The sequence below is a fragment of the Mycobacterium conspicuum genome, from assembly GCF_010730195.1.
GTDB classification, from domain to species: Bacteria; Actinomycetota; Actinomycetes; order Mycobacteriales; family Mycobacteriaceae; genus Mycobacterium; species Mycobacterium conspicuum.
Window position 1 is genome coordinate 1,555,446 of sequence record NZ_AP022613.1, and the last position, 11,830, is coordinate 1,567,275.

Consider the following 11,830-nt stretch of genomic DNA (forward strand, 5'->3'; position numbering starts at 1 on the left):
TTTGTCCTATGGCCCGGCAGCACAGCGACACGGCGCAGCGGCATCGGCGGCCAGGTTCGGGTCCCACCCATCCGACCGGGCCGATGGTCGTCGATATCACGCGGCTCGGGCGACGTCCCGGCGCGATGGTGACCCTGCGTGACACCGTGCCCAGCCCGTCGCGCATCGGCGCCGAGCTGATCGCGATCGAGCCGGACGCGCCGTTGGAGCTGGACCTGCGGGTGCAGTCGGTGTCGGAAGGCATCCTGGTGACGGGGACGGTCACCGCGCCCACCACCGGCGAATGCGCGCGTTGCCTGACCCCGATGCGGGGCCGCGTCGAGGTCTCCCTGACCGAGCTGTTCGCCTATCCGGAGAGCACCACCGAGGCGACCACGGAGGAAGGCGAGGTCGGGCACGTGGTCGACAACACCATCGACCTCGAGCAGTCCATCATCGACGCCGTCGGGCTCGACCTGCCGTTTTCGCCGGTCTGCCAGCCGGATTGTCCCGGCCTGTGCCCGGAGTGCGGTGTCCAGCTGGCCGGACAGCCCGACCATCACCACGACCGCATCGACCCGCGATGGGCAAAACTGGCCGACATGCTCGCCGACGCCGACACCCCGCGGGGTGAACCGTGAACCCACCACGACAGGAGCTGCTCGACGCGCTCGGCGTCGGATTGCCCGATGAACTGCTCGAGCTGGCGTTGACCCATCGCAGCTACGCCTACGAACACGGCGGGCTACCGACCAACGAGCGGCTCGAGTTCCTCGGCGACGCCGTCCTGGGCCTGACCATCACGGACGAGCTCTTCCACCGCCACGCCGACCGCTCGGAAGGGGAGCTGGCGAAACTGCGCGCCAGCGTGGTCAACACCAACGCGCTGGCCGATGTCGCCCGGAATCTTTCACTCGGGGGGCTCGGCGTGCACATGCTGTTGGGGCGCGGCGAAGAGACCAGCGGGGGAGCCGACAAGTCCAGCATCCTGGCCGACGGGATGGAGTCGCTGCTGGGCGCGATCTACCTGCATCACGGCATGGAGGTGGCCCGCGAGGTGATCCTGCGGCTGTTCGGCCCGCTGCTGGATGCCGCGGCCACGATGGGCGCGGGGCTGGACTGGAAGACCAGCCTGCAGGAGCTGACCGCGGCGCGGGGCCTCGGCCCGCCGTCCTACGTTGTCACCTCCACCGGTCCGGACCACGACAAGGAATTCACCGCGGTCGTGATCGTGATGGACACCGAATACGGATCCGGTGTGGGCCGCACCAAGAAAGAGGCCGAGCAGAAGGCCGCCTCGACGGCCTGGAATGCGCTCGACAGCGCGGGGAAAACGTCCGCCTAGATGCCCGAACTACCCGAAGTCGAGGTGGTGCGCCGCGGCTTGCAGGCCCATGTGGTGGGCAAGACGATGACGGCGGTGCGGGTGCATCATCCCCGCGCGGTGCGCCGCCATGAGGCGGGGCCCGCCGACCTGACGGCCCGGCTGCTCGGCGCGCGGATCACCGGGACCGACCGTCGCGGCAAGTACCTGTGGTTGCTGCTGGATGGTGATGCCGCGTTGGTGGTGCACCTCGGGATGAGCGGACAGATGCTGCTGGGGACGGTCCCGCGCGCCGACCACGTCCGAATCTCCGCGCTGCTCGACGACGGCACCGTGCTCAGCTTCGCCGATCAGCGGACCTTCGGCGGGTGGCTGCTGGCCGACCTGGTGAGCGTGGACGGCAGCGTGGTGCCGGTGCCCGTCGCCCACCTGGCGCGCGACCCGCTCGACCCGCTCTTCGACGCCGACGCGGTGGTAAAAGTGTTGCGGCGCAAGCACTCTGAGATCAAGCGTCAGCTGCTGGATCAGACCGTGGTGTCGGGGATCGGCAACATCTACGCCGACGAGGCGCTGTGGCGGGCCAAGGTGAACGGCGCGCGGGTCGCGGCCACGCTGACGCGCAAGCAGCTGACCGCCGTGCTTGCGGCCGCCGCCGAGGTGATGCGCGAGGCGCTGGCCCAGGGCGGCACCTCGTTCGATTCGCTGTACGTCAACGTCAACGGCGAGTCCGGCTACTTCGACCGCTCGCTGGACGCCTACGGCCGCGAGGGTGAACCCTGCCGGCGCTGCGGCGCGGTGATGCGCCGGGAAAAGTTCATGAACCGCTCGTCGTTCTACTGCCCGAGGTGCCAGCCGGCGCCCAGGATCCGGCCGCGGGGTTAGCTCTTCCCGTCGGCGCCGTCCTTGCCGGCGATCTTGCCGCCGGTGCCGCCGGCGCCCGGGCCGCCGTTCTGCATGCCGGAGTCACCGATGCCGGCGTTGCCGCCGCCGCCACCGTTGCCGAAGAAGCTGGCGTTGCCGCCGTCCCCACCGTCGCCGCCACCGAGGAAGAAGCTGGCGCCACCCGCGCCGCCGGAGCCGCCCGAGCCGGAAAGGTCACCGCCGTTGCCGCCTTGGCCGCCCTCGCCGCCGTACCCGGCATCGCTCATTCCGCCGGCGCCGCCGGCCCCGCCGGTGCCGCCCAGCCTTCCGCCGTCGCCCCCCGCTCCGCCGTTTCCGCCATCGCCGAAAATGGCCGCGCCGCCGGCGCCGCCGGCCCCGCCGGAGCCCAGGATGCCGGTCCGGGCGTTACCGCCGTCGCCGCCGTCGCCGCCCACGCCGACGGCAGTGTTGGCGGCGGCGCCGCCATTGCCGCCCGCACCGCCGTTGCCCGTGACCAGGCCGGGGCTGCCGCCGTTCCCGCCGCGGCCGCCGTCGCCCTCCAGGCCGGTGCCGCCGAGTCCGCCGATGCCGCCCGAGCCGCCCAGCGATCCGCCGCTGCCGCCCGCCCCGCCGCTGCCGCCGACCTTGCCCTCGCCGCCGGCGCCGCCGGTGCCGCCGAACCCGAACATTCCGCCGCCCCCGCCGGTCCCGCCGTCGCCCCCGACCTGCCCGCCGAACCCGCCGACGCCGCCGGCGCCGCCGATGCCGCCGTTGGAAAACAGACTGCCGATCCCGGTGGACGCCGACCCGCCGGTGCCACCGTTGCCGCCGGTGTCGTTGAAGCCGACGCCGCCGGCGCCGCCGATGCCGCCGTTGCCGGAGCCGACGCGCCCGCCGGCGCCGCCGTTACCGCCGTCGCCGCCGTTGACGGCGCCCCAGCCGCCGTCACCGCCCGCACCGCCGGTGGCGCCCCCGACCGGGCCGCCGGGAGCGAACCAGCCGGCGGCGCCCCCGTTGCCGCCGTGGCCGCCGTTCGTGCCACCCAGACCGCCGGCACCGCCGGCGCCACCGGCGCCGAACAGCCCGCCGTTGCCGCCGTTACCGCCGTTCCCGCCGTTCGTGTTGCTGGATGCGCCGGCGCCGCCGGCGCCGCCGCTGCCGAACAGCCCGCCGTTGCCGCCGTTGCCGCCGTTGGGGTGGGCGTCGCCGCCGGAGCCGCCGGCGCCGCCGTTGCCGAACAGGATGCCGCCGTCGCCGCCGTTTTCGCCGGTGCCCGGGGCGCCGTTGGCGCCGTTGCCGATCAGCGGGCGCCCCACGAGCGCCATCGTCGGCTCATTCACCGCGTTGAGCAGGGCCTGCTCGGCGTTGGCCGCTTCGGTCTGCGCGTAGGAGGCCGCGCCGCCGTTCAGCAGCTGCACGAATTGCTGGTGAAACGCCGCCGCCCTCGCGCTCAGCGCCTGGTACGCCTGCGCGTGGCCGCTGAACAGCGACGCGATGGCCGCCGACACCTCGTCGGCGCCCGCCGCCAGCACTCCGGCCGTCGGAACCGCTGCCGAGGCGTTGGCCTCGGTGATCGTCGAGCCAATCCTGGCTACGTCCGTGGCGGCTGCGGCCACGATCTCCGGCGCCGCAATGAGAAACGACATTTGATTCCCTCCCTGGATCGCCCCCGAGCCTCGGTCAAGGAGCAAACCCTATCGCGATCGTCAGCAAACCAGCCGACTTTCCCTGATGTTGCGGCGCCCTTCATACGGAACCCAAATCGCGCCCGGTAGAAAAGGACTCATGACGCAACTGTGGGTTGAACGCACCGGAACGCGCCGCTATACGGGACATAGCTCACGCGGTGCGCAGGTCCTCGTCGGCTCCGAAGACGTCGACGGTGTGTTCACTCCGGGCGAGTTGCTGAAGATCGCGCTGGCGGCGTGCAGCGGGATGTCGAGCGACCAGCCGTTGGCCCATCGGCTCGGCGACGACTATCACGCGGTCATCCGGGTGTCCGGCGCGGCCGACCGCGACCAGGAGGTCTATCCGCTGCTGGCCGAAACGCTCGAGCTCGACCTGTCGGGGTTGTCCGCCGAGGACAAGGAGCGGCTGGTGGTCGTGGTGAACCGCGCCATCGACCTGGTCTGCACCGTGGGGCGCACGCTGAAGTCGGGCACCAAGGTCACCTTCGAGGTCAGCGATGTCGGAACCTGACGTTCGGCTTACCGCCTGGGTGCACGGCGACGTCCAGGGCGTCGGTTTCCGCTGGTGGACCCGCTCCCGCGCGCTGGAGCTGGGCCTGACCGGGTACGCCGCCAACCAAGCCGACGGCCGGGTGCTGGTGGTGGCCCAGGGGCCGCGTGCGGCCGGCGAAAAGCTCCTCGAGCTGCTCGAAGGCGGCGCGGCCTGGCCGGCGCGGCCGGGCCGGGTGGACAAGGTCGTCGCCGACTGGTCGCAAGCGGGCGAGCGGTTCGAGGGTTTCGTCGAGCGCTGACGGCAACGGCTACGTCATGTCCGGCCGGGGAGAGCGTTCGTCACAGCTGCTTGATCGGATGCGACAGAAAATATGGTGGCGCCGGTGCTATCACATTTCGACGGGCGGTATACCTTCCTTTCGGTGACTGGTGTGGCGGCTGTGACCTGTGTGTCTTGCGGTTAACGCCGGCTGAATTCGGGCGCCACGACACCCCGCGAGGGAAGCGGGCGCGCTCGATTTGAGCGGTAGTCTGGCAGGCCGTGTACCTCAAGAGTCTGACGCTGAAGGGCTTCAAGTCCTTCGCTTCGCCGACGACTCTGCGTTTCGAGCCGGGCATCACCGCGGTCGTCGGGCCCAACGGCTCCGGCAAGTCCAACGTGGTCGACGCGCTGGCATGGGTGATGGGGGAGCAGGGCGCCAAGACGCTGCGCGGCGGGAAGATGGAAGACGTCATCTTCGCCGGCACGTCGTCGCGCGCCCCACTGGGCCGCGCCGAAGTGACCGTGACCATCGACAACTCCGACAACGCGCTGCCAATCGAGTATTCCGAGGTGTCGATTACGCGGCGGATGTTCCGCGACGGGGCCAGCGAATACGAAATCAACGGCAGCAGTTGCCGTTTGATGGATGTGCAGGAGCTGCTCAGCGACTCCGGCATCGGCCGTGAGATGCATGTCATCGTCGGGCAGGGCAAGCTCGACGAAATCCTGCAGTCGCGGCCGGAGGACCGCCGGGCGTTCATCGAGGAAGCCGCCGGGGTGCTCAAGCACCGCAAGCGCAAAGAGAAGGCGCTGCGCAAGCTCGACGCCATGCAGGCCAACCTGGCCCGGCTCACCGACCTGACCACCGAACTGCGCCGCCAGCTCAAACCGCTGGGCCGTCAGGCCGAGGTGGCCCGACGTGCGGCCACCATCCAGGCCGACCTGCGCGACGCCAAGCTGCGGCTGGCCGCCGACGACCTGGTCAATCGGCAGACCGAGCGCGACGCGATCCTCGAGGCCGAGACGATGATGCGCCGCGAGCACGACGACGCCGCCGCCCGGCTGGCGGTGGCCTCCGAAGAGCTCGCGGCCCATGAAGCAGCGCTGATGGCGCTGTCGCAGCGGGCCGAGTCGGTGCAGCAGACCTGGTTCCGGCTGTCCGCGCTGGCCGAGCGGGTCGGCGCCACGGTGCGCATCGCCAGCGAGCGCGCGCAGCACCTCGATGTCGAGCCGGCCGCCCTCAGCGACACCGACCCGGACGCACTGGAAGCAGAAGCCGAGCAGGTCGCCGCCGCCGAGCAGCAGCTGCTGGCGGACCTGGCCGCCACCCGGAGCCGGCTGGAAAACGCCCGGGCGGAATTGGCCGAGCGGGAGCGCGCGGCCGCCGAGGCCGACCGGGCCCACCTGGCGGCGGTGCGGGCTGAAGCGGACCGGCGCGAGGGCCTGGCGCGGCTGGCCGGGCAGGTGGAGACCATGCGGGCCCGCGTCGAATCGATCGACGACACCGTGGCGCGGCTGTCCGAGCGCATCGAAGAGGGGGCCGCGCGCGCGCAGCAGACGCGCGCCGAGTTCGAAACCGTGCAGGGTCGCGTCGGCGCCCTGGACCAGGGTGAGGTCGGCCTCGACGAGCACCACGAACGGACCGTGGCGGCGCTGCGGCTGGCCGACGAGCGCGTCGCCGAACTGCAGGCCCGCGAGCGGGCCGCCGAACGTCAGGTGGCTTCGCTGCGGGCCCGCATCGACGCGCTGGCGGTGGGACTCGAGCGCAAGGACGGCGCGGCGTGGCTGACCCAAAACCGCAGTGGCACAGGGCTTTTGGGTCCGATCGCGAGGCTGGTCAAAGTCCGGTCCGGCTACGAGGCGGCGCTGGCCGCGGTGCTCGGGCCGGCGGCCGACGCGCTGGCCGCCGAGAGCCTGGGCGCGGCCCGCAGCGCGATCGCCGCGCTGAAGGAAGCCGACGGCGGTCGCGCGGCGCTGTTGTTGAGCGACTGGCCGCACGCCGAGCAAGCCCGCCCCTCCTGGGGACTGCCCGGCGGGGCGCACTGGGCGCTCGACCTGGTCGAGGCGCCGTATCGGCTGCGCGGCGCGATGCACGCCCTGCTGTCGGACGTCGCCGTGGTCGACGGCCTGGCCGAAGCGCTGGATCTCGTTGCGGCACAACCGAAGCTGCGCGCGGTCACGATGGACGGCGATCTGGTCGGCGCCGGCTGGGTCAGCGGAGGTTCGGACCGCAAGCTGTCCACGCTGGAGGTCACCTCGGAGATCGACAAGGCCAGCACGGAACTGGCCGCGGCCGAGACGCAGGTCGCCGAGCTGAGCGCCGCGCTGGCCGGGGCACTGACCGAACAAGCCGCCCGTCAGGACGCGGCCGAGCAGGCGTTGGCCGCGCTCAACGAATCCGACGCCGCCATCTCGACCATGTACGAGCAGCTGGGCCGCCTCGGGCAGGAGGCACGCGCGGCCGAAGACGAGTGGAACAGGCTGCTGGCCCAGCGCGAAGAGCTGGAAGCCGGACGCGCCGCGACCGTCGACGAGGTCACCGAACTCGAAACCCGGCTGCGCAACGCGCAAGAGACCGAGCAGGTCCATGCGGATGCCCCGAGTTCGGCGGCGACCCGCCAGCAGCTCGCGGCCGCGGCCGAAGACGCCCGCGCGGTCGAGGTGGAGGCCCTGCTGGCGGTGCGGACCGCCGAGGAGCGCGCCAACGCGGTGCGCGGGCGGGCGGACTCGCTGCGCCGAGCGGCGGCCGCCGAACGCGAGGCGCGGGTGCGGGCGGCCGAGGCGCACGCCGCGCGCCTGCGGGCGGCCGCGGTGGCCGCGGCCGTCGCCGAGTCGGGCCGGCTGTTGGCGGCGCGATTGAACTGGGTGGTCGAGGCGGCGGCGCGGCACCGCGACGCGATGGCCGCCGAACGCGAGGAACGGTCGGCGGCCATGACGGCGGTCCGCGACGAGACGCACGCGCTGAGCGCCCGGGTGGCCACGCTCACCGATTCGTTGCACCGCGACGAGATGGCCAACGCGCAGGCCGCGATGCGCATCGAGCAGCTCGAGCAGATGGTGCTCGAGCAGTTCGGCATGTCGCCGGACGACCTGATCGCCGAGTACGGCCCGGACAATCAGCTGCCGCCCACCGATCTGGAGATGGCCGAATACGAGCAGGCCAAGGAGCGCGGCGAGCAGGTCTTCGCACCCGCGCCGATCCCCTACGACCGGCCCACCCAGGAGCGCCGGGCCAAGCGGGCCGAACGCGAGCTGGCCGAGCTGGGCCGGGTCAATCCGCTAGCGCTGGAGGAGTTTGCTGCGCTGGAGGAACGCTACAACTTCCTGTCGACGCAGCTCGAGGACGTCAAGGCGGCCCGCAAGGACCTGCTCGACGTCGTCGCCGACGTCGACAACCGCATCTTGCAGGTGTTCAGCGAAGCCTTTGTCGACGTCGAACGCGAATTCCGGGAGGTCTTCACGGTGCTGTTCCCCGGCGGCGAGGGCAGGCTGCGGCTGACCAATCCCGAGGACATGCTCACCACGGGCATCGAGGTGGAGGCGCGCCCGCCTGGCAAGAAGATCACCCGGCTGTCGTTGCTTTCCGGCGGTGAGAAGGCGCTGACGGCGGTCGCGATGCTGGTGGCGATCTTCCGCGCCCGCCCGTCGCCGTTCTACATCATGGACGAGGTGGAGGCCGCGCTCGACGACACCAACCTGCGCCGCCTGCTCGGCCTGTTCGAGCTGCTGCGCGCCCGCTCGCAGCTGCTGATCATCACCCACCAGAAACCGACGATGGAAGTCGCCGACGCGCTCTACGGCGTGACCATGCAGGGCGACGGCATCACGGCGGTGATCTCGCAGCGGATGCGCGGCCAGCAGGTGGACGAGCTGGCGGCGAGCCCCAGCTGACTTTGCGTTGACTCTGCGTCCTTGGCGACGAAGTGCGAGTAAGGCCCGCCGCCAACGCAGAGTCAATGTCGGTGGGGCAGCCCGCGGCTGAAAGAATGTCGACGTGTCCCAAGGTCTTTGGATCGCGATCGCCGTCGCCGCAGCCCTGCTCGTCATCGCCGTGCTCGTCTTTGGCCTGGTGCGTTACCGCCGGCGCCAGATCAGCCTGGCGCGGCCGGAAACCACAGCCTTGGACCGTTCCGGCGGCTACACCGCCGCGTCCGGCATCACCCTGAGCCAGGGCCCGAGCACCGAGGTACTGCCCGGCGTGGGCGACGACGCGGCCATCCCGCGCGACGCGCCCAAACGCACGATCTCCGATGTCGCGCTGCCCGAACCCGAGCCGCCGGCGCCCGAACCCGAGCCGCCGGCGCCCGAACCCGAACCGGAGCCCGCGCCGCCGCCCGCCCCGGAAATCGAGGCGATCGCGCCGCCGGAAGGCCGACTGGAGCGGCTGCGCGGGCGGCTCGCGCGGTCGCAGAACGCGCTGGGGCGCAGCGTGCTGGGCCTGCTCGGCGGCGGCGACCTGGACGAGGACTCCTGGCAGGACATCGAGGACACGCTGTTGGTGGCCGACTTGGGCCCGGTGGCCACCGAGTCGGTGGTGTCGCAACTGCGCGCCCGCCTGGCCAGCGACAATGTCCGCACCGCGGCCGACGCCCGCGCGGTGTTTCGCGACGTGCTGATCAAAGAGCTGCACCCCGACATGGACCGCTCGATCCGCGCGCTGCCGCACGCCGACCACCCGTCGGTGCTGCTGGTGGTCGGCGTCAACGGCACCGGCAAGACCACCACCGTCGGCAAGCTGGCCCGGGTGCTGGTGGCCGACGGACGGCGCGTCGTGCTCGGCGCGGCCGACACCTTCCGGGCCGCCGCCGCCGACCAGCTGCAGACCTGGGCGTCCCGGGTGGGCGCCGAGGTGGTGCGCGGAGCCGAAGGCGCCGACCCGGCGTCGGTGGCGTTCGACGCCGTCGACAAGGGCATCGAAGGTGGCGCGGACGTGGTGGTCATCGACACCGCCGGGCGCCTGCACACCAAGGTCGGGCTGATGGACGAACTCGACAAGGTCAAGCGCGTGGTGACCCGGCGCGCCGCCGTCGACGAGGTGTTGCTGGTGCTCGACGCGACCATCGGGCAGAACGGGTTGGCGCAGGCGCGGGTGTTCGCCGACGTCGTCGACATCACCGGCGCCGTGCTCACCAAGCTGGACGGAACGGCCAAGGGCGGCATCGTTTTCCGCGTCCAACAGGAACTCGGCGTGCCGGTGAAGCTGGTCGGGCTGGGCGAAGGTCCGGACGATTTGGCGCCGTTCGAGCCCGCCGCCTTCGTCGACGCCCTGCTCGGCTAACACTCCTTACACGGCGCCTACGACGTTAATGACGCCGAAACATGGCGGCTCCATTGCGGAAACATCGGTTGCGCATCGTTCTGGATCAGGTCACAGGCACACGCCTGCTGGCCGTATGGGGGCCGACCGGAGGTGATAGCGAGTGAGTTTCCCAGTAATGGGCCAGCCCGATACCGGCGACACTGCCTGGATGCTGGCGAGTTCCGCGCTGGTGTTGTTGATGACGCCGGGCCTGGCGTTTTTCTATGGCGGCATGGTGCGCACCCGAAGCGTGCTCAACATGATCATGATGAGCATCAGCGCGATGGGTGTGGTGACCGTGCTGTGGGTGCTCTACGGCTATTCGATGTCGTTTGGCGATAGCAAGGGCGGCATCGTCGGCAACCCGGGTGACTACTGGGGCCTTAAGGGCCTCATCGGGGGCAACGCCGTCAAAGCCGATCCGAGCAAAGCGCAGGCGGCCGTGGACATTCCGTTGGCCGGCACGATGCCCGCCACCGTGTTCGTGGCCTTCCAGCTAATGTTCGCGATCATCACCGTCGCCCTGATCTCGGGCGCCGTGGCCGACCGGCTGAAGTTCAGCGCTTGGCTGGTGTTCGCCGGCCTGTGGGCGACGTTGGTGTACTTCCCGGTCGCGCACTGGGTGTTCGCGGCCGACGGCTTCGCCTCCGAGCACGGCGGCTGGATCAACAACAAGCTGCATGCGATCGACTTCGCCGGCGGAACAGCGGTCCATATCAACTCCGGTGCGGCGGGCCTAGCCCTGGCCCTGGTGCTGGGCAAGCGCAAGGGCTGGCCCACGACGCTGTTCCGGCCGCACAACCTGCCGTTCGTGATGCTCGGCGCCGGGTTGCTGTGGTTCGGCTGGTTCGGGTTCAACGCCGGATCGGCGACCAGCTCCAACGGTTCGGCCGGTTCGACGTTCATGACCACGACGATCGCCACCGCCGCCGCCATGCTGGCCTGGCTGCTCACCGAGCGCATCCGGGACGGGCACGCCACCACGCTGGGCGCGGCGTCGGGCATTGTCGCCGGCCTGGTGGCCATCACGCCGTCGTGCTCGTCGGTCAACGTGTTGGGCGCGCTGGTGATCGGCTTTGTCGGCGGCGTGGTGTGCGCGCTCGCGGTCGGGCTGAAGTTCAAGTTCGGCTTCGACGACTCGCTCGACGTGGTCGGCGTGCACATGGTCGGTGGTTTGACGGGCACGCTGCTGGTCGGTCTGGTCGCCGCCCCGGAGAGCACGGCCATCAATGGTGTGAGCGCGGTTTCCAAGGGCCTGTTCTACGGCGGTGGATGGTCGCAGCTGGAGCGGCAGGCGGTCGGCGCGTTCAGCGTCCTCTTCTACTCCTTCATCGTTACCCTTATCCTTGCTTTCATCCTGAAGTACACCATCGGGATCAGGCTCGGTGCTGAGGAGGAGGCCGGCGGCATCGACGAGGCCGAGCACGCAGAAACAGCCTACGAATTCGCCGCCGTCGGGGCCTCGGCCATTCCGCACCGCATCGGCGCGGAGGCAGGCGCGAACGGACTCGACGTGCGAGCGGGCGAGAAAGTGGAGGCAGAGTAGTCATGAAGCTGGTCACCGCGATCGTGAAGCCGTTCACGCTCGACGACGTCAAGACGAGCCTCGAAGAGGCCGGCGTCCTCGGGATGACCGTCAGCGAAATCCAGGGCTACGGGCGGCAGAAGGGCCACACCGAGGTCTACCGGGGTGCGGAGTACTCGGTCGACTTCGTGCCCAAGGTCCGCATCGAGGTCGTCGTCGACGACTCCATCGTCGACAAAGTCGTCGACAGCGTCGTTAGGGCGGCGCGCACCGGCAAGATCGGTGACGGCAAGGTGTGGGTCACCCCGGTGGAGACCATCGTGCGGGTGCGCACCGGTGAGCGTGGAACCGATGCGCTGTGATGGCAGCCCAGCCTTGCTGATCCTTTGATGGCACGAAG

Annotated in this window: 10 protein-coding genes; 9 read left to right on the plus strand and 1 reads right to left on the minus strand. The window is 70.8% G+C overall.

What is annotated here, in order from left to right; genetic code table 11:
* Window positions 1–8: 8 nt before the first annotated feature.
* Genes G6N66_RS07495 through mutM form a run of 3 tightly spaced genes read left to right on the plus strand, consistent with a single transcriptional unit; the run spans window position 9 to window position 2,185 of the window.
* Window positions 9–620 (plus strand): YceD family protein, encoded by a 612-nt coding sequence (locus tag G6N66_RS07495; protein ID WP_179968259.1) that lies wholly within the window; start codon window positions 9–11, stop codon window positions 618–620.
* Window positions 617–1,324: a ribonuclease III gene (gene rnc / locus G6N66_RS07500; RefSeq protein WP_085232156.1), complete on the plus strand. Its 708-nt coding sequence runs from the start codon at window positions 617–619 to the stop codon at window positions 1,322–1,324. The genes G6N66_RS07495 and rnc overlap by 4 nt, the downstream gene beginning before the upstream one ends.
* Window positions 1,325–2,185 carry a DNA-formamidopyrimidine glycosylase gene (gene mutM, locus G6N66_RS07505; protein ID WP_085232155.1) on the plus strand — a complete coding sequence of 287 codons (861 nt, stop codon included), beginning with the start codon at window positions 1,325–1,327 and terminating at the stop codon, window positions 2,183–2,185.
* On the opposite strand, the gene G6N66_RS07510 is transcribed toward mutM, so the two are convergent.
* A complete protein-coding gene (locus tag G6N66_RS07510; RefSeq protein ID WP_163645793.1) occupies window positions 2,182–3,810 on the minus strand; it encodes a PE family protein in 1,629 nt (542 codons plus the stop codon). The genes mutM and G6N66_RS07510 overlap by 4 nt on opposite strands.
* Before the next feature lie 139 nt (window positions 3,811–3,949).
* On the opposite strand from G6N66_RS07510, the gene G6N66_RS07515 reads away from it, so the two are divergent.
* The 6 genes from G6N66_RS07515 to glnB all read left to right on the plus strand — a co-directional run bounded on the left by G6N66_RS07515 (window position 3,950) and on the right by glnB (window position 11,792).
* The gene (locus G6N66_RS07515; protein ID WP_085236204.1) at window positions 3,950–4,363 is read left to right on the plus strand and encodes an OsmC family protein; all 414 of its coding nucleotides are present in this window, start codon (window positions 3,950–3,952) and stop codon (window positions 4,361–4,363) included.
* Window positions 4,350–4,643, plus strand: a complete 294-nt coding sequence (locus G6N66_RS07520) for an acylphosphatase (protein WP_085236202.1) — start codon at window positions 4,350–4,352, stop codon at window positions 4,641–4,643. The genes G6N66_RS07515 and G6N66_RS07520 overlap by 14 nt, the downstream gene beginning before the upstream one ends.
* Window positions 4,644–4,885: 242 nt before the next feature.
* Window positions 4,886–8,497: a chromosome segregation protein SMC gene (smc, locus tag G6N66_RS07525; RefSeq protein ID WP_085236200.1), complete on the plus strand. Its 3,612-nt coding sequence runs from the start codon at window positions 4,886–4,888 to the stop codon at window positions 8,495–8,497.
* Window positions 8,498–8,600: 103 nt separating this feature from the next.
* Complete coding sequence (gene ftsY / locus G6N66_RS07530; RefSeq protein ID WP_085236198.1) at window positions 8,601–9,884, plus strand: signal recognition particle-docking protein FtsY; 1,284 nt, start codon at window positions 8,601–8,603, stop codon at window positions 9,882–9,884.
* Between the two features lie 157 nt (window positions 9,885–10,041).
* On the plus strand, window positions 10,042–11,451 hold the full coding sequence (locus G6N66_RS07535; protein ID WP_085236196.1) for an ammonium transporter: 1,410 nt from the start codon (window positions 10,042–10,044) through the stop codon (window positions 11,449–11,451).
* Between the two features lie 2 nt (window positions 11,452–11,453).
* On the plus strand, window positions 11,454–11,792 hold the full coding sequence (gene glnB / locus G6N66_RS07540; RefSeq protein ID WP_085236194.1) for a nitrogen regulatory protein P-II: 339 nt from the start codon (window positions 11,454–11,456) through the stop codon (window positions 11,790–11,792).
* Window positions 11,793–11,830 lie beyond the last annotated feature (38 nt).

Coding starts and splice junctions, on each gene's coding strand:
- G6N66_RS07495 (WP_179968259.1), top strand. CDS start 9: ATGGCCCGGCAGCACAGCGACACGGCGCAGCGGCATCGGCGGCCAGGT.
- mutM (WP_085232155.1), top strand. CDS start 1,325: ATGCCCGAACTACCCGAAGTCGAGGTGGTGCGCCGCGGCTTGCAGGCC.
- G6N66_RS07510 (WP_163645793.1), bottom strand. CDS start 3,810: ATGTCGTTTCTCATTGCGGCGCCGGAGATCGTGGCCGCAGCCGCCACG.
- G6N66_RS07515 (WP_085236204.1), top strand. CDS start 3,950: ATGACGCAACTGTGGGTTGAACGCACCGGAACGCGCCGCTATACGGGA.
- G6N66_RS07520 (WP_085236202.1), top strand. CDS start 4,350: ATGTCGGAACCTGACGTTCGGCTTACCGCCTGGGTGCACGGCGACGTC.
- G6N66_RS07535 (WP_085236196.1), top strand. CDS start 10,042: ATGGGCCAGCCCGATACCGGCGACACTGCCTGGATGCTGGCGAGTTCC.
- glnB (WP_085236194.1), top strand. CDS start 11,454: ATGAAGCTGGTCACCGCGATCGTGAAGCCGTTCACGCTCGACGACGTC.